Here is a 22,695-nt window from a genome sequence, read left to right as displayed (position 1 = left end):
ACGAGGGCGGTGCGCCGGTCGGCGTGCGCGGCGAGGTTGCGCAGGACCGGGTCGAAGCCGAACTCGCCGGTGCGGCGGGCGGGTTGGTCCACCGGGATGCGGTGACGGCCGGCCCAGGAGTGCAGCCGGGTGCCGGTGGCGCCCGGGATCACCAGCCGGTCCACGCCCTGTGCCCCTGCGGACGCGGGCCGGGTGACCAGGGTGAGGCCGCGCGGCGAGGTCGTCCAGGGTGTGCGCGGTGTCGCCGTCCCGCCGCAGGTAGAGCGCGAGGTCGATGCCCGAGGCGATGCCGGCGCTGGTGCTGATCCGCCCGTCGTGGACGTACAGCGCGGGCTCCCGCACCCGTGCCGCCGGGTACCGTGCGCGCATCGCGGCGGTGAGCGACCAGTGGGTCGTGCGGGCCCGCCCGTCGAGGAGCCCGGCCTCGCCGAGGACGGCGGCGCCGCTGCACACGGAAGCGACCCGGGCGCCGGCGTCGTACGCCTCCCGCGTCCAGCGGTCGGATCCGGTCAGCCGGGGTGCGCGCAGGTCCGCGCCAGCGGGGTGAGCCCGTCCAGCGCCAGCCCCTGCGCGGACCTGACCTTCTCCGTCTTGGCGACGTACTCCAGCCGGTAGCCGCCGCCCAGGTGGGTCGCGGCGTCGAAGACCTGCACGGGACCGCCGAGGTCCAGGAGGTTCACCCACGCACCCACCGTAGGCAGGGCCTCAGCAGGTGCGGGAGGGCTGCACGGACCCCGTACCGGACAGATCCGGCACTCGTCACCCGGAACCCGTCGGCGTACGGGCAGGTGAACCCGGGGCGAATTGTGTGCCAGCGTTCGGTCAGGTTCAGGTCAGGATGCCGGATCGGGGCATAGCGGGTGCTTACGATCGTCCGCGCCGCCCTCGTCCGACATTCCGCACATCCCCCTGGAGGCCCGGCGTGCTCAGAAAGACCCTGCTCGTGGCGGGTGCGCTCGTCGCCGTGGCGGGCTGCGGGACCCGGACCCAGTCGCCGGGCACCGGTGACGGGCTGCGGCACACCACCGTCCGGGTCTCCTCCGCCGACTGCGGGAAGGGCTGGACGAAGCCCGAGGGCGGACGGCAGGTGTTCGACCTGGACAACACGTCCGACGCCGCCGCCGAGGTGTACCTCACGGACGCCCGGACCGGCGCGGTGTACGGCGAGGTCGAGGGTCTGGGACCGGGGACCGAGCGGGCGCTGCGGGTGACGCTCGGGGACGGGGCGTACGCGTTCCGGTGCCTGCCGGACGACGCGGACGCGGTGACCGGGCCGACCGTGCGGATCACGGGGAGCCATGTCAGGAGCGGCCCGGCGGCCGTGCCGGTGACGCAGCAGGACCTGATTCCGGTGACGCTCGCGTACCAGCGGTGGATCCAGGCTCGCACCGTCGAACTCGCCCAGAAGACAGACGTGTTGACGCAGGCCGTGGACCGGGGCGACCTCGCCGCCGCCCGCGCCGCGTGGCTGCCCGCGCATCTCGTGTACGAGCGGATGGGCGCCGCGTACGGCACGTTCGGGGACGCGGACGCACAGATCAACGGGGACTCTGCGGGGTTCCACCGGATCGAGCGGGGCCTGTGGCACGGCGAGCCGGCGAGCACACTACGCGCTCCGGCCGACGCGCTCTCCGGGGCCGTCCACGCGCTGGAGAAGAGTTGGCCGGATCAGCGGATCGACCCGGGGGACGTGGGCCTGCGGGCGCACGAGATCATGGAGAACTCCGTGCAGTTCGAGCTGACCGGCCGCACCGACCAGGGCAGCGGAACGAACCTCGCGACCGCCCGCGCGAACCTCGACGGCACCCGCACCCTGCTGGACTTCCTGCGCCCCCTGCTGAAGACCCGGGACGCGGGCCTCGCCGGCCTCGACGCGTGGATGGACCGCGCCCGGCACACCTTGGACGGCGTCGACTCGAAGCCGCTCGCCCAACTCACCCGCGCCCAGCGGGAGAAGGTCGACGCGGACGTCGGCGGCCTGGTCGAACGGCTCGCGGACGTGGCCGCCCTGACGGACGTACGGAGGACAGCGTGAACGGCGTCGGACGGCGGAGTTTCCTCGCGCGAGCGGGTGCGGGAGCGGCGGCGGTGGCCGGCGCGGGACTGGTGGCCGTCGGCAAGGGCACCGCCCTCGCGGCACCGGCGGCCTCCTTCCACGGCCCCCATCAGGCCGGGATCATCGAGCCGGCACAGAAGGCGACGGCGTTCGTGTCGTTCGACGCGACCGCCGGCAACCGCGCCGAACTCACCGACCTGCTCCGGACGTTGACCGCCAGGGCCCGGTTCCTGACGGCGGGCGGCAGCCCGGACGAGGTCGGCATCACCGGCCCGCCCGTCGACTCGGGCACGCTCGGCCCGGTCGTCTCGGCGGACGGCCTGACCGTCACCGTCGGCGTCGGGTCGTCCCTGTTCGACGGCCGGTACGGGCTGGCCGCGCGCAGGCCGCGCCGGCTGACCGAGATGCCCGCGTTCCCGGACGACGACCTGAACCCGGACTGGTGCCACGGCGACCTCAGTGTCCAGTTCACGGCGGGCAGCGCGGACACCGTCCTGCACGCCCTGCGGGACGTCGCCCGGCACACGCGCGGCGGCATGCAGGTGCGGTGGCGGATGGACGGGTTCATCAGCCCGCCCCGCCCCTCGGGCACGCCCCGCAACCACCTGGGGTTCAAGGACGGCATCGCGAACCCCGACACCGCGAGCGCGCGGGAGATGGACCGGCTGGTGTGGGTCGGCGCGGGTGACGGGGAGCCGGGGTGGGCGGTCGGCGGGAGTTATCAGGTCGTCCGGCTGATCCGGATGCTCGTCGAGTTCTGGGACCGGGTGTCGATCACCGAGCAGGAGCGGATGTTCGGGCGGGCCCGGGACACCGGCGCTCCGCTCGACGGGCGGCACGAGACGGACGTCCCCAACTACCCGCAGGACCCGAAGGGTTCGGTCATCCCGCTGGACAGTCACATACGCCTGGCGAACCCGCGGACGTCCGCGAGCGACGGGCAGCGCATCCTGCGGCGGGGCTACAACTACGACCGGGGCACGGACAGCAACGGCAACCTGGACATGGGGCTGCTGTTCACGTGCTACCAGCAGGATCTGGCGCGGCAGTTCGAGGCGGTGCAGAAGCGGCTGGCGGGGGAGCCGCTGGTGGACTACGTCAGCCCGTTCGGCGGCGGGTACTTCTTCGCGCTGCCGGGGGTGCGGGACGCGGACGACTGGCTGGGCCGCACGCTTCTCACCTGATCTCTTCTTATCCAGCGACGTCAAGAAAAGTTCAAGTTCGCATGGGAGTGTCCTGACCTGCCGTTCGTCCGCCGGTCACCACCTCTCCCCCGCAACGCCGCCCGGATTGCCCAACATCCATAAGCGGCACACCTTTGTTCTCTTTGTTCTCCCGGAAGTCGAGACACGCATGACCGGCACAGCAACTCCCTCCGGCGCCCGGCGCATCGCACGCGTCAGCGCCCTGCTCGGCGCCGCCGCCCTCGCGGCGGCGGGCGGCACGGTCCCCGCCTCGGCGGCCACCGCGCACACCGCCACGCCGATCAAGCACCTGGTGGTGATCTACGACGAGAACGTGTCGTTCGACCACTACTTCGGCACCTACCCGCAGGCCGCGAACACCGACGGCACGACGTTCAAGGCCGCCGCGCGCACCCCGAAGGCCGACAACCTGTCGAACTCGGGCCTGCTGAAGAAGAACCCGAACCTGTACGCGCCCAAGCGGCTCGCGTCGTCGCAGGCGATGACCTGCGACCAGAACCACTCCTACGGCCCGGAGCAGTACGCCGCGAACGGCGGCAAGGCCGACAAGTACGTCGAGAACACCGAGGTCGACAAGTGCACCGGCCTGTTCGGTGAGCCCGGTCTCGTCATGGACTACTACGACGGCAACACCGTCACCGCGCTGTGGAACTACGCCCAGCACTACGCGCTCGGCGACCACTCCTTCAGCTCGGTCTACGGCCCGTCCACGCCCGGCGCGCTGAACCTGATCTCCGGCCAGACCCACGGCGTGGTCTCCGTCGACCCGGTCACCGGCAAGCGGACCGCGAAGCCGGACCCGTACGCCGTCGTCTCCCCGGACGCGAAGGGTGTCGGCACGCTCGTCAACGACCCCGACCCGGCGTTCGACGACTGCTCGGACAAGGACCACACGAGCGGCAACTCGCTCGCCGTGATGCAGGGCAAGAACATCGGTGACCTGCTCAACTCCAAGAAGGTGAGCTGGGGTTGGTTCCAGGGCGGGTTCCGGCCGTCCACCGCGTGGAGCGGCAAGAGCGGTGACCTCGCGAAGTGCGCGGGCGCCACGCACACGAACGTCGGCGGCGCGGCCGTCGAGGACTACTCGCCGCACCACTCGCCGTTCCAGTACTACAGGTCGACGTCCAACCCGCACCACCTCGCGCCGAAGAGCATCGCCGAGATCGGGCACGCCGGGCGTGCGAACCACAACTACGACCTCACCGACTTCGACGCGGCCCTCAAGGCGGGCAAGCTGCCCGCGGTGAGCTTCCTCAAGGCCGCCGAGTACCAGGACGGCCACGCCGCCTACTCGGACCCGGTCGACGAGCAGCACTTCCTCGTCAAGGAGATCAACGCGCTCCAGCAGTCCCCGGAGTGGAAGTCGACCGCGGTGGTCGTCGCGTACGACGACTCCGACGGCTGGTACGACCACGTCACGTCGAAGGTGCTGAACGGCTCGAAGGACACGACCGTCGGCTCCAACGGCAAGAGCGTCGACTCCCCGTTCTGCCAGGCGGGTCCGAAGGCCGCGCACGGGTACGCGGACCGCTGCGGCCCCGGCACCCGGCAGCCGCTGCTGGTCGTCTCGCCGTTCAGCAAGGTGAACTCGATCGACCACACGGCGACCGAGCAGGCGTCGATCACCAAGTTCATCGAGGACAACTGGCACACCGGGCGCATCGGTGACGCGTCCTTCGACCGGCGTGCGAACAGCCTCTCCGGCCTGTTCGACTTCCGGCACCCGAACGACAAGCAGGTCCTGCTGAACGCCGACGGTTCCGTGAAGTCGGTCAAGCCGATCCCGCACCACTTCGCGCGTACGGCGGTCTCCCCGCAGTACGTCGCCGACCTCAAGGCGCAGAACGTCGCCGACGAGACGTCCGCCTCCACGTCCCCCGTGCTGCCGGTCGCCCTCGGCGGCGGGGTGCTCGCGGCGGGCGCGGTGGCGACGGTGTTCGCGCTGCGGCGCCGGACGCGGGGCGCGTCCGCGTAGGTTCGCCTGAGAACCGGCCTCTGAGAACCGGCCTCGCCTTCGCGGCGGGGCCGGTTTTGCCGTTCCCGCAACTTCTCGTGCCGGTCGGGGCAGGCCCTGGTGAGACTGGGTGTCCACCGACGCGAGGAGTTCCGATGGACACCGGTATGGACACCACCGACGCGTTCGCCTTCTGGGACGGCGTCTACGCGGGCCGTCTCCCGGCGGACGATCCCCGGCCGAACGCCCGCCTGACCGAGACGGTGGCGGACCTGCCGCCGGGTGACGCGCTGGACCTCGGGTGCGGGGACGGCGGTGACGCCCTGTGGCTCGCGGGGCGGGGGTGGCGGGTCACCGCCGTCGACATCTCGGCCGTCGCGATCGAACGGCTCACCGCCCTGGCCCGCTCACGTGACCTCTCCGGACGCGTGCACGCCGAACGCCACCATCTCGACGAGTCGTTCCCCGAGGGCGAGTTCGACCTGGTCACCGCTCACTACCTCCAGACGCCCAGCGCGCTGGACCGGGTGACCGCCCTGCGGAAGGCGGCCGGGTCGCTGCGGCCGGGCGGGCGGCTGCTGGTCGTCGACCACGGCTCGACGGCGCCGTGGTCCTGGAACCAGGACCCCGACATCCGCTACCCCGGCCCTGATGAGATCGCCGCCGGGCTCGCCCTGGACCCGGCGGTCTGGACGACCGAGCGCGCCGACTCCCCGCACCGCGTCGCGACGGGCCCCGGCGGGCAGACCGCCGAGGTCGTCGACCATGTGCTGTTGATCCGGAGGACGGCCTAGGTGTGGTGTCTCGGGAGGTTGGTTGCACGAAGTCCTCGAAGCTGAGCTGCTGCGGGATGTCGACGAGCGGTTCGAACGGTTGGTCATGGTTGTAGCAGTTCACGACGTCCACGAGGGCGACGCGTCGTTCGTGCTCGGACGTGCAGTCGCGGATGTGGGCCCACTCGCGGGTGAGCGTTCCACTTTCCCGTTCGCGCGCGGGGTGTTGGGCTTGGTCCGCTTGTGCTTTGTGCTGGTCGCGGCAAGTGCGTCGGCCCAGGTGGTGGACCGGTGGCACGAGCCTTTGCCGGTGCGGCAGCGGCGGATCGGGGTGAAGCCGTGGGCGGCGAAGAAGGCGACGGCGCGGTGCCAGAACGCGACTGCGGTGACGGCCTTCTCGTCCTCCAGGGCCTCGGTGTACGCCAGGCGGGAGTGGTCGTCGAGAGCGGAGTGCAGGTACGTGTGTCCGACGTGGCCCGTGCCCTTGCCGGGCGTTCGGAGGCGCGGGCGGCGCCGTGCATTCGCCGGCCGCCGCCCGTCGGGATGCGTCCGAGCTTCTTCACGTCGACGTGGACCAGGTCGCCGACGCGTTCGTGCCCGCAGCGGATGGCCTCGCACAGTTGCCCGCCGCTCGGTGGGGCCAGGTCGCGGAGCCGATCAAGCCCTCGCCGGACGAGGATGCGGTGCACGGTGGCCGGTGCGACCGTGATGCCGTGCAGGCGCCGAGGATCGGCGGCGAGACGGGTGGGCCCGTGCTCGGTCTGTCGCCGCAGTGTCTCGACCAGGCCGGCGAGCGGCTCGCCGGTACGGGCCGGGCTCGCGTGAGGACGGGATGAGTGGCCGGGCAGTCCGTTCTCGCCGTGCGCCGTCCAGCGGGTGCACCACTTGCCCTGGCAGCGGCGTGACATCACGGTCTCGGCCGCGACATGCGCGATCGGACGTCCGGCGTCCACCCGCTCGCAGAGCCGGCGACGTCCTTCCGGCGTCAGCGGGGCGTTGGACTGTGCTGCCACTTCGATCCAAAGCTGTGCCGGCTCTGGGTGCCCGTCGGTTTCAGCATGCACACGGGCGCTGACGGGCCCCTTCTTCCGTCTGCGCAGGCCTGTACGACTTCTCAGTCGGTGGCAAACGAGATCTTCGTCAGCTCTTCAGAGGCTGCCCAGATGCGCTGTGCGTCATCGGTGCTGCGGAGGCGGGGGTAGAGCTTCTGCTCGGCCGGCGGGCCGCCGAGATGTCCCGGGCCGCTCGGCCCATACAAGCGGGCGCCCTGGGCGTCGGCAGCCGTCGCGGCATAGAGGGCGGGGAGCTTCGCGGACTCGACGGTCCCGAGCAGGATGCCGCGGGCAGAGAGGGTGCGGATGAGCTTCACGCCGATGGTGTCCTTGTCGCGGCCGATTTCGGGGCGTGCGGCGAGCAGGCTGGTCGGCGCAACCCCGGGGTGGGAGAGGTTGCTCGTGACGCCCCAGCCGTGCGCCTGGCTGCGCCGGTCGAGTTCGAGGCCGAAGAGCCCGAATGCGATCTTCGACTGGCTGTAGGCGTGATTGGCCTTGTAGGCGCGTTCCCAGTTCAGGTCGTCCCAGTTGATGGAGTTGCTGTTCGCCGCGACGCTGATCTGCGAGGTCACGCGTGCCCGGCCGGCGCGCAGCAGCGGCAGCAGGTGTGCCACCAGGGCGAAGTGGCCGAGGTGGTTGGTGCCGAACTGAAGCTCGAACCCGTCGGCGGTCGTCCGCCGGTCGGGCGGGGTCATCACGCCGGCGTTGTTGATGAGGAGGTGAATCGGGTGTCCGTCAGCGCGCAAGGTCTCGCCGAGGGCCGCGACGGAGTCGAGTGAGGACAGGTCGAGGGCGTGGAGCGACACGTTTGCTTCGGGGGCCGTCTCCCTGATCCTGGCGATCGCGGCCTCCCCCTTGCGCTGGTTGCGCACGGGCAGGAGCACCTCGGCCCCGGCCGCAGCGAGCGCGGTGACGATCCCGAGACCGATGCCGTCGCTGGCTCCGGTGACGACGGCGCGTTTCCCGGAGAGATCGGCAATGGGGAAGTCGATGGGTTTGCGTGGCATGGGGGTGCTCCAGCGGTCGGGTGGTGTTCCACTTTCAATGTATGCGACGATCACAATGTATGCAACGTCTACAATGTGGGCAGTGTACGGACTAGGCTGAGGGCATGAAGAAGCGCCCTTACCACCACGGAGATCTCGCGGCCGCACTGCTCGACCGGGCCGAGCAGACGGTGCACGAGAGGGGATCCGGAGCGCTGTCCCTGCGGGAGCTGGCCCGTGACCTCGGAGTGAGTCCCGGCGCACCCAGTCGCCACTTCAAGACCAAGCAGGCCCTGCTGGACGCCCTGGCGCTTGGCGGCTTCGAGCGGCTCGTCCACGCCATCGAGACCGCCCGGGAAGGTGCGGACAGCACCTTCGCCGCGCAGTTGGACGCCGTGGCCCACACGTATGTCGCCTTCGCCACCGGCAATGCCGCGCTGCTGGACCTGATGTTCTCGGCCAAGCACAGCCCGGAGGCATCCACGGAGCTGGGCGAGGCCGCCCAGCGGTGGTCCGGGCAATTCCTTGAGCTGGTCGACGAGGGCCAGCGCCGAGGCGAGGTGCGCGAGGGACCACTGGAACGGGTCACGCTGACAGTCTTCGCGCCGCTGCACGGATACATCAGCCTCACCGCGAGCGGCGTACTGCCCCCCGCGGCAGCCGGGCAAGGACTGGACGACGTGATCGCATCGATCGTGCGCCACTGCAAGCCCGAGCAGTCCGCGCAACGAACTCAGCCGGCGGAACCAACCTCATGAGACGGCACACCTAGGCGCCCGGCCCCGCCTCCCGCACAACCCCCGGCCGCACCCCCCAGACGACCACCCGGTCCCCCTTCCTCAGCACCCCCCACAGCTTCCGGGCGTCGCTCACGCGGAGGTTGACGCAGCCGTGGGAGCCGCCCTTGAAGAGGTTGCCGTGGGAGCCGTGGAAGGCCTGGCCGCCGTCGAAGAACTGGGAGTAGGGCATCGGGGAGCGGTTGTAGAGGGACGAGTAGTGGTCCTTGTGGCGGAGGTAGACGCGGTGGGTGCCGGTGCGGGTCTCGTGCCCGTCGCGGCCGGAGCGGATGGGGACGGGCCGGTACAGGATCCGCCTGCCCTGCTGCACCCACATCAACTGGCGGGCCAGGTCGACGCAGGCGACGCGGTAGGAGCTGACCGGGCAGCGGTGGGCGGGGTCGGGGTCGCGGGCGGCCACGGCGACGAGCATCAGGCGGTACGTCGGGTAGTTCGCGTATCCGTTCGCCGGGGAGAGGCCGTTGGCCGTCTGGAACTCCTTGACGGCCCGGCAGTCGGCCACGGACTGCCGTCCGTCCTCCGGCAGCTTCAGGTACCGCTCCATCGGCCGCTGGTACGGCCCCGTCCCGGCCGTGCACGCCGGCTCTCCCTGCGCCCGCGCCGCCGTTCCCGTCAGCATCGTCCCGGCCAGCACGGCCGCAGCCGTCACCGCGCGCAACTTCCAGTACGTCCTCATGTCCTCAGCAAACCCGCGCTCCCGTCTCCCCGGACTCCCCACTCGGCCGAACGGCGGCCGGTATGCCCCCTCCCGGGGCAGACGTCACCGCGGAGAGCGCCGGCTCCGGCACCGACCGGCTGTCACGGTGCCCGCCGCGGGGCTCAGCTCTTCGTCAGCACCCTCACCGGCTCCCCCGCCAGAAACGCGGTGATGTTCTCGACGGTCTCGCCGTGGAAGGTGCGGTAGTTCCGCTCGGTGACGTAGCCGAGGTGGGGGGTGGCGAGGACGTTGGGGAGGGTGCGGAGGGGGTCGTCGGCGGGGAGGGGTTCGGTTTCGAAGACGTCGAGGGCGACGCCGGCGATCCAGCCCTCGCGCAGGGCGCGCAGGAGGGCGTCCCGGTCGACGATCGCGGCGCGGGAGGTGTTCACCAGGTGGGCGTGGGGGCGCATGGCGCGGAGTTCGGGTTCGCCGAGGAGGCCGCGGGTGCGGTCGGAGAGGACGAGGTGGATGGAGACGACGTCACTGGCGGCCAGCAACTCCTCCTTGCTCGACGCCAGTCGCACTCCCGCGTCCGCCGCCCGCTGGGCTGTGAGGTGCCGGCTCCACGCCAGGACGTCCATGTCGAAGGCGGTGGCGACGCGGGCGACCTGGGTGCCGAGGCGCCCGAGTCCGAGGAGGCCCAGGGTGCGGCCGGCGAGGTCGAGGCCGACGGTCGACTGCCAGGGGCCGTTCTCCCGGAAGGCGCGGCTCTCGGCGGTGAGGTGCCGGGCCAGGCCCAGGATGAGTGCCCAGGTGAGTTCGGCGGGCGGGGTCGCGTGGCTTGCCGTGCCGCAGACGGTGACGCCCTGGGCGGCGGCCGCGTCCAGATCGATGGCGGCGTTGCGCATGCCCGTCGTCACGAGGAGGCGCAACTTCGGGAGCCGGCCGAGGAGTTCGGCGTCGAAGGGGGTCCGCTCGCGCATGGCGACGACGATCTCGCAGTCGGCGAGTTCCTCCACCAGGCGGTCACGGTCGGGGATGTGCTCGCGCAGGGTGCGCACCTCGGCCCGGCCGGCGAGCGGGCTCCAGTCGGCGGAGGTCAGGGCGACGCCCTGGTAGTCGTCGAGTACGGCGCAGCGGAGGGTCGTCATACGGGCGTCCTGACTGCGTGAACGGGGGATCTCGTGCAACGTGCAAGATACATGACCTGTCATCGACTCCGTTAGGGTGACGGCCATGACGCAGTGGCTGACCCCCGAGGAACTTCTCGCCTGGCGAGGGCTGATGCAGCTCGGCTCCCGGCTCCAGACCGACCTGGGCCGGCAGCTCCAGGACGAGCACGGCGTCTCCGTCTCCGACTACGAGGTGCTCAGCCTGCTGCGGGACGCGCCCGGCGGTCTGCGCGCCCGCGACCTCGGGGTGGCGCTGGCCTGGGAGCAGAGCCGGACCTCCCACCAGCTGGCCCGGATGCAGCGGCGGGGCCTGGTCGAGCGCGAGGAGTGCGCCACCGACCGGCGCGGGGTCAGTTTCCGCCTCACCGAGACCGGCCGCGCCACCGTCGAGAAGGCGGCGCCCGGCCACGTCGACACGGTCCGCGTCCTCGTCTTCAACGCCCTCTCCCCCGACCAGGTGACCCAACTGGCCGACCTGACGAGCCACTTGCTGCGCCACGTCGACACCTGCCCCCTCGCGGACGCCCACCGGGCGGCGGTCCGCGCGTCCGGGACCTGAGCCGCTCAGGTCAGACGGTGCAGAAGGCCGACGCCCTCGGCGAGCATCCCGGGCTGGGCGAGGGACCGGAAGTCGGCCTCGACGTCCGCGAGTCGGATGACGCCCCTGCGGACGGCGTGGTAGCGGAGGACGGACCACACGTAGACGTCGAGGTTGTCGAACTGGGTGCCCTCCTCGATGACCTCCTCCTCGTGGAACCAGACGGCGACCTTGCCGTTGGTGAGGACGACGTAGTAGTTGCCGCCGCCGTCGGCACCGACGGACCAGACGTCGTCGTCGGTCAGTTCGGTCTCGTAGTCGGAGTCGAGGATCCCGCAGTCGTTCTTCGCGAACTCGAAGGCGTACGACCAGTCGTGGATGTCGAGGAACTCCGGCATGGTCCCGGCCCGCACCCGGCGGTCGAAGGCGGCCAGCGTGTGCGCGGCGGCGGCCGGGAGGCGGGCGAGGAACGGCTCGACCGGGCGGGTGTCCGCGGGGATCGAGGCCGTCGGCAGGCCGGGGAACCAGCGGGCCAGATCGGCGTCCAGGCCGTTGTCCAGGTACCCGGCCACGTCGTCGGGAGTGAGAGGCATGCGGCGAGACTAGCCGGGTCCGAAACACGCGGGGACCCTCAGGTCAGGGGTTACGTGGTTCCGCTGACGGTGTGCGGCGCAGGTCGCTGACGGTCTCGCCGAACTCGCGCTTGAGGGCGCGGCCGAGGTGCCGTGTGTCGAGGACACCCCAGCGGGCGGCGATGGCGGCCGTGGAGCGGTCGGTGAGGGCGGGGTCGAGGAGGTCGCGGCGGATGCGCAGCAGGCGTTCGTGCCGGATCCAGGCGGTGAAGGTGAGGTCGGCGCCGCGGAAGAGGGTGTGGAGGTAGCGGACGGAGAGGTGGTGGCGGCGGGCGACGCGTTCCGCGCTGAGGCGGGGGTCGCCGAGGTGCGCCAGGGTGTAGACGCGGATGCGGTCGGCGAGGTCGGTGGCGACGGGGACGCGTTCGGGCGTAGTGTCGGCGAACGTGGCGAGGAGGAGGGAGGTGAGGGCGTCGGCGAGGTGCTCGCGGGCCGGTCCCTCGCCGGGGTCGGTGGTGAGGGCGTGGCTGAGGAGTCCGCCGATGCCGGAGCGGGCGCAGACGGCGAGCGCGGTGCGCCGGGTGACGGAGGTCAGGTGGTGGCCGAGGCTGGTACGGGGGACGCACAGGACGGTCATGTCGGTGGGGCCTGCGCCGATGAGCCGGTAGGGGCGGGTGTTGTCGCAGGCGAAGAGGTCGCCGGGGGTGAGGGCGGCCGTGCGGTCGTCCTGGGCGGCGCCGAGCCGGCCGCCGTGCAGGAGGGTGACGTGCATCCACTCGCGGTCGGTGGAGGTGATGGTGCGGTCGTCGCGGACGACCGTCGCGGCGGTGGCGCGGATGCGGGCGACGACCAGGGGGCCGAGGGCGGCGTGGCGGACCGTCGCGTGGAACAGGGGGGCGGGGTCGGTCACCCTGAGCGGTGCGAAGAGAGAGGAGGCGGCGGTCTCGAACGACTTCGCCTCGTTCAGTCGTGTGCCTATGTCGTCCGTCATGCCGATGCCCCCGAATCAGCCGCTCACAGCGTCACTGTACTGCGGTGTTGTGCGTGAAATGGTGAGTCCCTGTGCACGTGGTGGTGCCTGTGCGACGCGGTCCGCTCCTAGGATCATGGTCCGGAGCGGCGCGGCTTTGGGCGCCGCCCTTGTAGGCGTGCACCTGAGGAACGATCATGCGAAGTCACACCGAGTTGTATCTCGGCCCCCTCCACGACGTCCGGATCTCTCTCGCGGCCCATCAGAGCGCCACGCTGCTGTCACTGGTGGCCGATGTGTTCGGCGCGCGCAGCCATGGAGTGCCGCGCCGGTGGCGGCAGTTGGTCCGCTCGGCGGTGCCGCCGAGCGGGGCGGCGGTGCTGACGCCGCTGTTCGCGCCCGGGTATTCGATCATCCCGGACTGTGTGACGCCGACGGGATGTCTGCCGGACGGCGACGCCGCGTCCCAGTTCGCGCAGTTGAGGGATCTGCCGCCGCAGACCCTCCTCGACGAGCTGGAGACGGAGTTCGGGGGAACGGTGCCTCCGCAGTGGCGTCCGGTCGTGGACCGTCCCGGTCAGTGGCTGCACGGGTACGCCGACGTCCTCCAGCGGGTGTGGCGGCAGTTCCGTCCGGTGTGGCGGACCGCCGAACCCTATCTGCGCCGGGAGGCGGAACGCGTCGGGGCGGCCGTCCTCCAGGGCTGCGGGGAGGCGGTGCTCCATGATCTGAGCGGGCGGTTCCAGCTGGTCGGCGAGAGTCTGCGGCTGCCTGATCCGCAGGCGGAGAGGTACGCGCTCGACGGGCGGCGGCTGCTGCTCGTGCCCATCGTGTCGGGCCCCGGCGCCTCCATGTTCGCCCTGGACCGGCCGGACCTGGTGTGGATCGGGTACCCGCTGCCCGGGGTGGGCCGCCTGTGGGAGACGTCCGTGACCGCGCCCGGCCCCGCCGAGGACCCGCTGTCGCTGGTGGTCGGCCCGCTGCGGGCGGCGGTCCTGCGGGGGGCCGCCCAGCCGCTGACCATGGGTGAGCTGGCCGCCCTGCTCGACTGTAGTCCGGCCAACGCCACCCACCACTGCCGTCAGCTCGCCGACGCCGGGCTCCTGGAGCGGCACCGGCAGGGGCGGAACGTGTGGATCAGCCGTACCGAACGGGGCACGGCCGTCATGGAGTTGCTGTCGCAGGGTGACGCGGTGCCGGAGGCGCCCTGGTGACTCCCCACCAGGGCGCGGGTGTTCAGGGCGCGGGTGTTCAGGGCCGGTACGCCTTGCGGTTGTCATAGGTCACCTTGCCCGCGGGGAGTTTCGCCGGGGCGAAGAGCTGGTCGACCGTCACGATGTGGAAGCCGCGTGACTTGAGTCCGGTGATGATGGCGGAGACCGCGCTCACCGTCGTCTTGTGGATGTCGTGCATCAGCACGATGTCCCCGGGCCTGGTCTGCGTGGTGACCGTCTTGATCAGGCGGGCCGTGTTCAGGTACTTCCAGTCCAGGGTGTCGATGCTCCAGTGGACCAGCGGGCGGGCCGCCGCCTTGCGCACGGCCGCGTTGTTCGCCCCGTACGGTGCCCGTACCGTGCTGGGCTTCAGCCCCGTCGCGTTCTTGATCGCCGTGTCCGTCCGCGAGAACTCCGCGTTGATCTTCGCGGTGCTCAGTTTCGTCAGATCGGCGTGGTCCCAGCTGTGGTTGCCTATCTGGTGTCCCCCTTTCGCTATCGCCTTCGCGATCGAGGGGTTGCGCTGCACGTTCTGCCCCACCAGATAGAACGTCGCCTTCACCCCCCGGTCGCTCAACGTGTTCAGCAGCCTCTTCGTGTCCGCGACCGGCCCGTCGTCGAACGTCAGCGCCACGCACTTCACCTTGCGGCAGTCCACCGCCGCCGCCTTCTGCGCCGCCGACGCTGACGACGCCGTCCCCGCCAGCGTCGTCCCGCACAGTGCTGCCGTGACCACCGACACGACCAACCGTCTCCGCATCGAGCTCCTCCAATTTCAGCGGGTTTCCGCTTTGAAGACGCGTGAGGAGCGGAGTTGGATGCGTGTGCGGTTTGCGATTTTCCGTACGACTTCGACGGGCTGTCAGCGGGGCGGGGGCGGAGGGTTGTTGGCGCTCAGGAGGGCCGCGCCGAGTGGGGTGAGGGTGTGCAGGACAAAGGTGGCGTGGCGCCGGGTGGTGAGGAGGCCCGCGCGGCGCAGAGCGGTGGCGTGCTGGCTGGCGGAGGACGCGGACACGCCTGTCGCGCGGGCGAGTTCGCCGGTGGTGGCGCCCGTGGCGGCGGCACGCAGGACGCGGGCGCGGGTGCGGCCGAGGAGGCTGGTGAGGGGGGCGCCGGAGCGGAGGTCGTCGGGGAGAGCACGGGCGTGGGCCTCGTGGTTGAGGGGGTAGAGGAGGACGGGGTCGAGGGTGGCGCTGCGGAAGGTCACCGGGGTGCCCCAGCAGAAGTGGGACGGGATGAGGAGCAGTCCCCGGCCGCCGAGGCGCAGGTCGCGGTCCTCGGGGTAGGGCGTGGACAGGACCGGCCTGCGCCAGCACAGCGCGGGCCCGAGGTTGCGCAGCACTCCTTCGGCTCCGGCGCTGAGGACGGCGCGGGCGTGCGCGGCCCGTTCGGCGTCGACGAGGGCCTGTATCGGCTCGGCGTAGGGCGCGATGACGAGGTCGTGGTAGGCGCGCAGTGCGGTGGCCAGCTCTTGGCGCGGGCCGGGTTCGGTGAGCCGGTGCGCCCAGGCGGGGGCGCCGTGCGTGCGGTCGAGGAGGCGTATTTCGTGCAGCACCCGGTGCGGGGAGGTGTCCAGGATCGCTTCGAGTCCCGCGTCGAGGCCGTCAGTCGCCTCGGCGGGGGTGAGGAAGTCGGGGAAGTAGGCGGCGCGCGGCACGAGGGGTAAGAGGAACGTGCCGACGGTGCGTGCGAAGCCCGTCGCGTGCAGGCGGGTGCGGGTCGTGCGGAACCATTCGGCGTGCGCCCAGCGTCCCTTGCGGGTCTGGAGCCGGTGCAGGCTCATGCAGATCTCCCACAGCGGATCGGGGGCGGCGGCGATCCGGGTGCGGGCCAGGTCGGTGTCGGTGAAGTGGATACGGAGCATTCCGTTCTCCCTTGTGGCCTGGGCTTTTCAGCCCTCGTCACATTCACTGGCCCTTCATGGTGGCCGCACGGGACCCTCGTGTTCAATGCGGGCGACGGACGACCACCCTCATGCGGTACGCGTGTCCCCGCCTCTTACCCGAAGGGATCCACCGTGGCACTGCGTTCGACCCTCACCACTCTCGCGGCGACCTTCCTCATGGGTGCCGCTCTCGCGGTCACCCCGACCGCCGCCCAGGCCCAGGAGTCCGCTCCGGCGTCCGTCGCGGCGGGTCAGGCCATGGGCTTCGACACGTCGACCGGCGAGGTCGGCCTCAGGGCGTACTCCGACTGTCCGAGGGACTGGATCTGCTTCTGGTCCGGCGAGAACGGCACGGGCTCACGGTGCCAGTGGAGCAGCGCGCTCAACCCCCGGGCGCGTGAGGAGTGTTCCTGGATGAACAACGGCACCGTCACCAAGTCCGTCTACAACCGCACGAACTACCGGTACCACTACTACCGGGCCTTCTCCTACCGGGACCGCATCGGCAGCACCCTCTCGGGCGGCCAGGGCAACCTCGCCGGCACCTACACGATCGGCTCCCTGTGCCGCCACAACGCGAGCGGCTGCCCCAACTAGGCCGCCGGGACAACTCCCGCTGCCCGGGAGGGGGTTCGGGCGATCGACGGCACGCCGGGACGCACCCGGCGGTGACCTGCGCGGCCGTCAGCGCACGGCCAGTTCCTCCCTCTCGGACAGCGCCGCGAACTCCGCCGGCCCACCCTGCGCGCACACCCGCGCGACCTCGTCCATCAACCGGTCGTACTCCTCCCCCGTCCGCCCTTCGTACGCCTCGGTCATCCGGCCCCACTCGTCCCACGGCAGCATCTCCCGCTTGCACAGCGCGGCGAGGTCACGCACGGCGTTCCCGCTGATCTCGGCGGGGCCCCAGGCGGAGTCGGTGCCGGCGACGCCGTACTTCATCGGATCGATCCGGCCCTGCCGGTGCAGAGCCCACGCCTCACCGCCCGTCAGGAACTCACCGGTGGCGAGGTCCTCAGGGTGCTCGACGTACTCCTTGTCGAGGTGCTCGGTGTCGACCCGGATCCAGCGGTCGCCGTCGTGGTACTCGGTGATCCAGTGGTCGAGGCCGTACCCCGCCCGGAAGTACGTCCCGAACCCGCATCTCACCCGCGAGGGGATGCCCCGGGCGCGCAGGAACGCGCAGGCGAGGACGGCAAAGTGCCGGCAGGTGCCGACGACCCGGGCGGCGGGGGTGCGGGGGAGGTGGAGGGGGGTGGGGTCGAGGGCAGTGAGAACCGAGACCAGTTCGTCGGCGCGGCGGACGTCCTTCTCCGCGAGCCGCTCCTCGGGGATGCCGGCGGCGGACGCGTCGTGCGGCTGGATCACCAGCCCGTGGGCGACGGCGCAGATCCCGACGGGGTCGTCGGGCAGGCCCTCGACAAGGTGGCGAGGGAGGGTGGTGTGGACTCCGGGCTCGGCGTATTCGAACATGCGTCCGATACTAGGGTGCGGGTCTGACAACGGGAACCGGTCACGGCCGGCCGACCCCGGCGGACCGCCGGGCGGAGGGCGGGAACTGGCATGCGACTCCTACCGATTCAGGGGCATTACCAGGGTTAACGGTCGCCGTGGGGCCGGACGGGCCGACAGGGTGGAGCTGTTGGTACACACCTTTCGACGACAAGGGGTTCCGTCGTGGCTCTACTGCGCCACTCCGTCATCGCCCTGGCCACCCTCGGCCTCGCCACCGCCCTCACCACTCCGGCCGCCGCCGCCCCCGTCCGCGTCGACGTCCCCTACGGCGCGACCTACGTCCGGGGCAACCTCACCTTCAACAACCGGTCGGTGGACTTCAAGGGCACCTACCGCGCCGTCTCCCGCACCGACTGCCGCCGCGCCCGGTTCACCACGTACGACGGCTCCGGCCACGCTCTCGCCACCCGCACCACCAGCACCCTGTGCAACGGCACGAAGGCGATCAGCCTCACCGTCCCGGCCAACGTCCGGGGCGGCGCGGGCAGCATCCAGGTCTGCCTGGACAACCAGCACGCCAGCCCGCTGAAGTGCCACACCTACAAGCGCCCCTGACCTGACGCGGGAAGCGCTCGGCCCCGGAACGTCCTGAAGGGATCTTGACCGGGGCGGTCGGCGGGCGGGGAGACTGGCTCATTCGCTGTCCCGGCCAGGAAAGGCGGCACCCATGCCCCTCCCCCTCGACGACCTCCTCGCGGCCATGCCCTTCGCCCGGCGGATCGGGGTGCGACTGCACGAGGCGGCGCCGGAGGAGGTCGTGGGGAGTCTGGAGTGGTCGGCCGAGGGGTGCACGGTGGGGGGCACGTTGCACGGCGGTGCCCTCATGACGCTGGCCGACTCGGTGGGGGCCGTCTGCGCCTTCCTCAACCTCCCCGAGGGCGCCGGGACTTCGACGGTGGAGTCGAAGACGAACTTTCTGCGCGGGGTGCGGTCGGGTCGGGTCACGGCGACGGCCCGTCCGCTGCACGTCGGCGGGACCCTGATCGTCGTCCAGACGGAACTGCGGGGCGACGAGGGGAAGCTGGTGGGGCAGACGACGCAGACGCAGATCGTGCTGCGGGGGTAGGTCCCGGGGACGAGGACGACCGGCGCGGGCCTACGACTTCCGCCCGTTACGCCGTCCACGGCAGCCGCCTAGCGTCGGGCCCATGGACGACACGACTGGCATTCTCGACGAGGCGCTGGAGCGGCTGCACACCTCGGGGCCGGAGCGGCTCGGGCGGCTCACGAATCACGCGCCGATGGCGGTGGAGGCGCTCGCCGCGCGGGGCCGGGCGCGGGACGTGCACCGGTGGCTCGACCTGTACACGCCCAAGCTGGAGGAGTTCCCGTCCCCCGTCGCCCCGGTGACGGCGGACAACTGGCGTACGGCGCTCGGCGATCCGCGCCGGGCGGCCGACTGGATCGCCCACTTCGACCGTGCGGTGGCCGAGCGGCCCTGGCGTGACGTGCTCGCCGAGTGGTGGCCGCGGCTGCTGCCGGGGCTGTACGGCGGCTCCACGCACCCGGTGATCCGCGTCGGGCACGCCGTACGGGCCCTGCTGGCCGGGGAGGAGACCGCGCCGCGCCGTACGGAACTGGCGCACGGCCTCGGCTACTGGGCCGCCCGCCACCACACCCTGCCCGCCCTCACGCCGCTGACCGGTGCGTTCAGCGCGACGGGCGCGCTGAACGCCGTACGGCCGCTCGCCCACCAGGACGGCGGGTTTCCGACACTGCTCGCCCGTGTGGAGGCGCTCCCGGTCTGGGCGGCGACGGTCACGGACCCCGACGAAGCGTACCGGCGGCTGACCGAGCTGGTGCGGGCGGCCACCCACCGCTACACGACCCACGGCCACGGCGAGGAGACGATGCTGGTCCACGCGGCCACCGCCCCCAACGCCGTCCTGCGCACCCTGCCCGCACTCCCCCGCCCCCTCTGGGCAGCCGGCCTCCACGCGGCGTGGACGGCGTCGGCGGCGGTGACGGCGATGTACTCCCCGGCGCAGGGCGTCCCGCACACCCCGACCGGCCTGGCCCCCGAGGAGATCGTCGACCTGGCGTTGAAGCACGGCGACGAACACGTCATCAAGCTGACGGACACCGCACTGGACGTGGGGGACGCGCAGGCCCTGGCGGCGGCGGTCCGGGCTGTCGAGCTGAGCGAGCCGATGCGCCGTCAAGGGACCAGGCGGTAACGGGGATCGACGCCGGACTCGTCCGAGGTGCGGCGGGCCGGTACCACATCGCCGTTCACGGCACGGAGGGAACGGCCGCCATGCGCACTTTCGCTGGGAGAACCCCAGGAGGGGACCGCGCTCAGTCCACGGGCCTCTCCCACACGGAGACGTGCCGCCTGCTCTCGCCGGTGAAGGGTTCACGGTTCCAGTCCGCCCACCGCTCCACCGGCCGCAGTCCGGCGATCCGCGCCATGAGGTCGAGTTCGGCGGGCCACACATAGCGGAAGGGAATCGCCAGGTGCTCGCCACGCCCGTCCTCGATGCTGACGTGGTGCGAGGTGGTCGCCTGGGTCGCGGTGTCGTACACGTCGTACGACCAGCGGGTGGGGCTCACGCGGTAGAGGACGACGTTCTCTCCGGCGGGCAGGCGCCGGAGTGCTGGGACCAGCACCTCGACGACGAACCTGCCGCCCGGGGTGAGGTGCCGGGCCGCGTTCTCGAAGCAGGCGACCTGGGCGTCCTGGGTCGTGAGGTTCATGACGGTGTTGTAGAGGAGGTAGACGAGCGAGAAGTCGCCCTCGACGCGGGTCGTGGCGAAGTCGCCGATGGTGACGGGGACTTGGTCGCCGTCCGGCTTGGCGCGCAGGCGGTCGGTCATGGCGCGGGACATGTCGATGCCGTGCACGGGGACGCCTCGGCGCGTGAGCGGCAGGGCGATCCGCCCGGTTCCCACGGCGAGTTCGAGGGCGGGGCCGCCTGGTCGGCGAGGAAGCCGACGGTCGCCTCGATGACGGCGTCGGTGAACTCGTCGTCCGTGGAGTCGTCGTAGGTCGCCGCGACGTGTTGCCCGAAGTAGCCGTCCGGATCATCCATGGCGGCACGGTACGCCGGAGGGGGTGGCCTGCGCGCGTGAATAGATGGCCACCACCTTCGACATTAGCTTAGGCTAACCTAATATGGATCTCGGAGCTCACATCACACGGGGCACCCCCACCGTTCGCGCTCCGGTCATCACCGAGTGGTACGACCGTCCCTGTCCGGCCCGGCCCGCTCGGCCGGGCCCGTCCATGAATGGAGTGGCTCCCGTGAGTGTGACCGCTGTCCGGGAAACCCTCGCACCCCTGCCGCAGGGGCTGCGGGGCGGTGTGGTCGTCGTGAAGTTCGGCGGCAACGCCATGGTGGACGACGGGCTTCGGCGGACGTTCGCCGAGGACGTCGTCGCGTTGCGGCGGGCCGGGGCGCTGCCGGTCGTCGTGCACGGCGGCGGGCCGCAGATCAGCGCGATGCTGGACCGGCTCGGGCTCGCGACCCGGTTCGAGGCCGGGCTGCGGGTGACGACACCGGAGACCATGGAGGTCGTCCGGATGGTCCTCACCGGGCGGGTGCAGCGGGAGTTGGTCGGGGCGATCAACGAGCACGGGCCCTTCGCGGTCGGGCTCACCGGCGAGGACGCGCACACGATGACCGCCGAGCGGCGGCCCGCGTGGGTGGACGGGCGGCCGGTCGACATCGGGCTCGTCGGGGATGTCGTCGAGGTCGATCCGGATCTGGTGCGGGGGCTCCTCGACCAGGGGCGCATCCCGGTCGTCTCGCCGATCGCGCGGGGCGCCGACGGCGAGGTGTACAACGTGAACGCCGATCTCGCCGCCTCCGCCCTCGCCTCGGCACTCGGCGCTTCGCGGCTGGTCGTCCTCACCGATGTGCCGGGCCTGTACGCGGACTGGCCGCGCCGCGAGGCGGTGGTGCCGCGTCTGACGGTCAGTGAACTCCAGGTGCTGCTGCCGGGGTTGGGGAGCGGGATGCTGCCGAAGATGGAGGGGTGTCTGCGGGCGGTGCGGGCGGGGGTGGGGCGGGCCCAGGTGATCGACGGGCGGGTGCCGCATGCGGTGGTGCGGAGTCTGGTGGAGGGGGAGGGGGGTACGACGGTGGTGGCGGACGGGTGAGCGGTGACCCTCGAAGGCTGCGCTCAGGACAGGTTGTGCACCAGGACACGTGAACCCCGCCTCGGCCGCCAGCCGGACGGGGTCGGGGTGCCGGTGAGGGCCGGAGTGAAGCCGTGCCGCAGAAAGAGGGCGCCACTGCCGGCCGTCGCCGTGAACAGGGCCGTGAGAGCAAGGAGTCGGGCCTGGTCGAGGGCAGCGCGCAGGAGGCGCCCACCGACGCCGGCGCCCTGGCGGTGCCGCGCGACACAGAAGCCGTAGACCACGCCCACCTCGCCGTACGTCTTCAGCCCCACGCAGCCGTCGAGTTCACCGGCGAGCGACTCGACGACGAGGAACTCGGCGGCGTGGGTGGCGTACAGGTCCGCCGGGCGCTCCCGCAGGGCGCCGGAGAGGGCGAACGGGCGGGACAGCGCGGCGAGTTGTGCCGCGTCCTCCTGGCGGGCGGGGCGCACCAGGGAGATCGAGAGCGGGGCCGGGTGGGGGGTGGCCATGGGGAGGCGGGTCCTTCCTCGGTCGGGCCGCGCGGACGGCTGTGTGCCGTGCCGCCACGACGATTCGAGCGAGGTTAGCCTTACCTAAGGCGTGATCCAAATCGCCCTCACCCGGCGAGCGAACGCGGGCGCAGGTCCGTCCAGTTGGCTTCGACGTACGCCAGGCAGGCGTCCCGGGAGTCCTCGCCGAACACGGTCACCCAGCCGCCGGGGACCTCCGCGAAGGACGGCCACAGCGAGTGCTGGCCCTCGTCGTTCACCAGGACCAGGAAGCGGCCTTCGGCATCGTCGAACGGGTTGGTGCTCATGTTCCGGGCCTCCTGGAGACGTGAATGTTAGGTTAGGCTCGCCTAATTATCACTGAGCCTAGTCTGTCCCCTCCCCTCTCACAAGGAGACATCCGCCGTGGCCGACCACGCCTTCACCGAGTACGGGCTGCACGGCGAGATCGGCACCGACGCGTTCTGGGCGGACGTGACGGCCCCTCGGTCGGTCCCCGCCGACAACGGCTGGCGGACGCTGTTCCTGTGGCGCGGCACCGAGGCGCGCGTGGTGTTCGAGAGCTGGTCGGAGCCGGTCGCGCTGACCCGCTGGGCCGCCACGGACTGCTGGTACGCCGAGGTCCCGATGCCCGAACGGCTGCGTGTCACCTATCAGTTCACGGCCGGTGACGGTGCCCACGCCGATCCGTTCAACCCGGCGGGCGCGGGCGGGGACCGGTCCGTCACCGCCACGCCGGACGCCCCCGCGCAGCCGCACTGGCCGGCCGTCGGCGC

26 protein-coding genes and 2 pseudogenes are annotated in these 22,695 nt (G+C 71.6%); 14 read left to right on the top strand and 14 right to left on the bottom strand.

Features of this window, described 5'->3' with window-relative positions:
* Both ACVNF4_RS15750 and ACVNF4_RS15745 read right to left on the bottom strand, forming a co-directional pair.
* Window positions 1–453, bottom strand: a 453-nt coding sequence (locus tag ACVNF4_RS15750; RefSeq protein ID WP_461803429.1) for a DJ-1/PfpI family protein, incomplete at its 3' end; no start/stop codon positions are given.
* Window positions 454–509: 56 nt separating this feature from the next.
* Entirely contained in the window at window positions 510–680 is a 171-nt protein-coding gene (locus ACVNF4_RS15745; protein WP_461803428.1) for a hypothetical protein, read from the bottom strand.
* Window positions 681–838: 158 nt separating this feature from the next.
* On the opposite strand from ACVNF4_RS15745, the gene ACVNF4_RS15740 reads away from it, so the two are divergent.
* The 4 genes from ACVNF4_RS15740 to ACVNF4_RS15725 all read left to right on the top strand — a co-directional run bounded on the left by ACVNF4_RS15740 (window position 839) and on the right by ACVNF4_RS15725 (window position 6,009).
* Window positions 839–2,035 (top strand): imelysin family protein, encoded by a 1,197-nt coding sequence (locus tag ACVNF4_RS15740; RefSeq protein ID WP_461803427.1) that lies wholly within the window; start codon window positions 839–841, stop codon window positions 2,033–2,035.
* On the top strand, window positions 2,032–3,240 hold the full coding sequence (gene efeB / locus ACVNF4_RS15735; protein ID WP_461803426.1) for an iron uptake transporter deferrochelatase/peroxidase subunit: 1,209 nt from the start codon (window positions 2,032–2,034) through the stop codon (window positions 3,238–3,240). Before ACVNF4_RS15740 ends, efeB begins: the two co-directional genes overlap by 4 nt.
* Before the next feature lie 169 nt (window positions 3,241–3,409).
* Window positions 3,410–5,236: a phospholipase C gene (locus ACVNF4_RS15730; protein WP_461803425.1), complete on the top strand. Its 1,827-nt coding sequence runs from the start codon at window positions 3,410–3,412 to the stop codon at window positions 5,234–5,236.
* 146 nt (window positions 5,237–5,382) lie between these two features.
* Window positions 5,383–6,009, top strand: a complete 627-nt coding sequence (locus tag ACVNF4_RS15725; protein ID WP_461803430.1) for a class I SAM-dependent methyltransferase — start codon at window positions 5,383–5,385, stop codon at window positions 6,007–6,009.
* A 99-nt stretch (window positions 6,010–6,108) separates the two neighbouring features.
* Here ACVNF4_RS15725 and ACVNF4_RS15720 read toward each other — a convergent pair whose 3' ends face one another.
* On the bottom strand, window positions 6,109–6,606 hold the full coding sequence (locus ACVNF4_RS15720) for a DDE-type integrase/transposase/recombinase (protein ID WP_461803424.1): 498 nt from the start codon (window positions 6,604–6,606) through the stop codon (window positions 6,109–6,111).
* On the opposite strand from ACVNF4_RS15720, the gene ACVNF4_RS15715 reads away from it, so the two are divergent.
* Complete coding sequence (locus ACVNF4_RS15715) at window positions 6,504–6,824, top strand: hypothetical protein (RefSeq protein WP_461803431.1); 321 nt, start codon at window positions 6,504–6,506, stop codon at window positions 6,822–6,824. The two genes, ACVNF4_RS15720 and ACVNF4_RS15715, sit on opposite strands and share 103 nt — an antisense overlap.
* Window positions 6,825–7,102: 278 nt before the next feature.
* On the opposite strand, the gene ACVNF4_RS15710 is transcribed toward ACVNF4_RS15715, so the two are convergent.
* Complete coding sequence (locus ACVNF4_RS15710; RefSeq protein WP_461803423.1) at window positions 7,103–8,047, bottom strand: SDR family oxidoreductase; 945 nt, start codon at window positions 8,045–8,047, stop codon at window positions 7,103–7,105.
* 104 nt (window positions 8,048–8,151) lie between these two features.
* On the opposite strand from ACVNF4_RS15710, the gene ACVNF4_RS15705 reads away from it, so the two are divergent.
* Window positions 8,152–8,784, top strand: a complete 633-nt coding sequence (locus tag ACVNF4_RS15705) for a TetR/AcrR family transcriptional regulator (protein ID WP_461803422.1) — start codon at window positions 8,152–8,154, stop codon at window positions 8,782–8,784.
* A gap of 10 nt (window positions 8,785–8,794) precedes the next feature.
* Here ACVNF4_RS15705 and ACVNF4_RS15700 read toward each other — a convergent pair whose 3' ends face one another.
* Both ACVNF4_RS15700 and ACVNF4_RS15695 read right to left on the bottom strand, forming a co-directional pair.
* Window positions 8,795–9,499 carry a L,D-transpeptidase gene (locus tag ACVNF4_RS15700; RefSeq protein WP_461803421.1) on the bottom strand — a complete coding sequence of 235 codons (705 nt, stop codon included), beginning with the start codon at window positions 9,497–9,499 and terminating at the stop codon, window positions 8,795–8,797.
* 143 nt (window positions 9,500–9,642) lie between these two features.
* A complete protein-coding gene (locus ACVNF4_RS15695) occupies window positions 9,643–10,611 on the bottom strand; it encodes a D-2-hydroxyacid dehydrogenase family protein (RefSeq protein ID WP_461803420.1) in 969 nt (322 codons plus the stop codon).
* Between the two features lie 85 nt (window positions 10,612–10,696).
* On the opposite strand from ACVNF4_RS15695, the gene ACVNF4_RS15690 reads away from it, so the two are divergent.
* Entirely contained in the window at window positions 10,697–11,191 is a 495-nt protein-coding gene (locus ACVNF4_RS15690) for a MarR family winged helix-turn-helix transcriptional regulator (protein WP_461803419.1), read from the top strand.
* A 5-nt stretch (window positions 11,192–11,196) separates the two neighbouring features.
* Here the strand turns inward: ACVNF4_RS15690 and ACVNF4_RS15685 are convergent, their stop codons facing one another.
* Window positions 11,197–11,763, bottom strand: coding sequence for a hypothetical protein (locus ACVNF4_RS15685; RefSeq protein ID WP_461803418.1), 567 nt, complete (start codon window positions 11,761–11,763; stop codon window positions 11,197–11,199).
* Between the two features lie 43 nt (window positions 11,764–11,806).
* Window positions 11,807–12,733 carry an AraC-like ligand-binding domain-containing protein gene (locus ACVNF4_RS15680; protein ID WP_461803417.1) on the bottom strand — a complete coding sequence of 309 codons (927 nt, stop codon included), beginning with the start codon at window positions 12,731–12,733 and terminating at the stop codon, window positions 11,807–11,809.
* Window positions 12,734–12,909: 176 nt separating this feature from the next.
* Between ACVNF4_RS15680 and ACVNF4_RS15675 the strand changes: the two genes are divergently transcribed.
* Window positions 12,910–13,926 (top strand): ArsR/SmtB family transcription factor, encoded by a 1,017-nt coding sequence (locus tag ACVNF4_RS15675; RefSeq protein WP_461803416.1) that lies wholly within the window; start codon window positions 12,910–12,912, stop codon window positions 13,924–13,926.
* Between the two features lie 37 nt (window positions 13,927–13,963).
* Here ACVNF4_RS15675 and ACVNF4_RS15670 read toward each other — a convergent pair whose 3' ends face one another.
* Together ACVNF4_RS15670 and ACVNF4_RS15665 are read right to left on the bottom strand one after the other, a co-directional pair.
* Window positions 13,964–14,686 (bottom strand): polysaccharide deacetylase family protein, encoded by a 723-nt coding sequence (locus ACVNF4_RS15670; RefSeq protein WP_461803415.1) that lies wholly within the window; start codon window positions 14,684–14,686, stop codon window positions 13,964–13,966.
* 102 nt (window positions 14,687–14,788) lie between these two features.
* Window positions 14,789–15,790: an ArsR/SmtB family transcription factor gene (locus tag ACVNF4_RS15665; protein ID WP_461803414.1), complete on the bottom strand. Its 1,002-nt coding sequence runs from the start codon at window positions 15,788–15,790 to the stop codon at window positions 14,789–14,791.
* 153 nt (window positions 15,791–15,943) lie between these two features.
* Between ACVNF4_RS15665 and ACVNF4_RS15660 the strand changes: the two genes are divergently transcribed.
* Window positions 15,944–16,408: a peptidase inhibitor family I36 protein gene (locus ACVNF4_RS15660; protein WP_461803413.1), complete on the top strand. Its 465-nt coding sequence runs from the start codon at window positions 15,944–15,946 to the stop codon at window positions 16,406–16,408.
* 87 nt (window positions 16,409–16,495) lie between these two features.
* Here the strand turns inward: ACVNF4_RS15660 and ACVNF4_RS15655 are convergent, their stop codons facing one another.
* Window positions 16,496–17,284 carry a transglutaminase-like domain-containing protein gene (locus ACVNF4_RS15655; protein WP_461803412.1) on the bottom strand — a complete coding sequence of 263 codons (789 nt, stop codon included), beginning with the start codon at window positions 17,282–17,284 and terminating at the stop codon, window positions 16,496–16,498.
* Window positions 17,285–17,488: 204 nt separating this feature from the next.
* Here ACVNF4_RS15655 and ACVNF4_RS15650 point away from each other — a divergent pair, with 204 nt between their 5' ends.
* The 3 genes from ACVNF4_RS15650 (at window position 17,489) to ACVNF4_RS15640 (ending at window position 19,503) form a co-directional block, all read left to right on the top strand.
* Window positions 17,489–17,881 (top strand): hypothetical protein, encoded by a 393-nt coding sequence (locus ACVNF4_RS15650; RefSeq protein WP_461803411.1) that lies wholly within the window; start codon window positions 17,489–17,491, stop codon window positions 17,879–17,881.
* A gap of 112 nt (window positions 17,882–17,993) precedes the next feature.
* A complete protein-coding gene (locus ACVNF4_RS15645; protein ID WP_461803410.1) occupies window positions 17,994–18,392 on the top strand; it encodes a PaaI family thioesterase in 399 nt (132 codons plus the stop codon).
* 82 nt (window positions 18,393–18,474) lie between these two features.
* On the top strand, window positions 18,475–19,503 hold the full coding sequence (locus ACVNF4_RS15640; RefSeq protein WP_461803409.1) for a questin oxidase family protein: 1,029 nt from the start codon (window positions 18,475–18,477) through the stop codon (window positions 19,501–19,503).
* A 121-nt stretch (window positions 19,504–19,624) separates the two neighbouring features.
* On the opposite strand, the pseudogene ACVNF4_RS15635 reads toward ACVNF4_RS15640, so the two are convergent.
* Window positions 19,625–20,358 (bottom strand): annotated as a pseudogene (locus ACVNF4_RS15635) (class I SAM-dependent DNA methyltransferase).
* 194 nt (window positions 20,359–20,552) lie between these two features.
* Between ACVNF4_RS15635 and argB the strand changes: the two are divergent.
* Window positions 20,553–21,428, top strand: a complete 876-nt coding sequence (gene argB, locus ACVNF4_RS15630) for an acetylglutamate kinase (protein WP_461803408.1) — start codon at window positions 20,553–20,555, stop codon at window positions 21,426–21,428.
* 23 nt (window positions 21,429–21,451) lie between these two features.
* Here argB and ACVNF4_RS15625 read toward each other — a convergent pair whose 3' ends face one another.
* Window positions 21,452–21,919, bottom strand: coding sequence for a GNAT family N-acetyltransferase (locus ACVNF4_RS15625; protein WP_461803407.1), 468 nt, complete (start codon window positions 21,917–21,919; stop codon window positions 21,452–21,454).
* 107 nt (window positions 21,920–22,026) lie between these two features.
* Window positions 22,027–22,227 carry an MbtH family protein gene (locus ACVNF4_RS15620; RefSeq protein ID WP_461803406.1) on the bottom strand — a complete coding sequence of 67 codons (201 nt, stop codon included), beginning with the start codon at window positions 22,225–22,227 and terminating at the stop codon, window positions 22,027–22,029.
* 97 nt (window positions 22,228–22,324) lie between these two features.
* Between ACVNF4_RS15620 and ACVNF4_RS15615 the strand changes: the two are divergent.
* A pseudogene (locus tag ACVNF4_RS15615) lies at window positions 22,325–22,695 on the top strand (enterochelin esterase); the annotation flags it as partial.

Source organism: Streptomyces sp. S6 (assembly GCF_054880855.1).
Note: the sequence above shows the minus strand (reverse complement) of the source record. Positions and strands in the feature narration are given on the sequence as shown.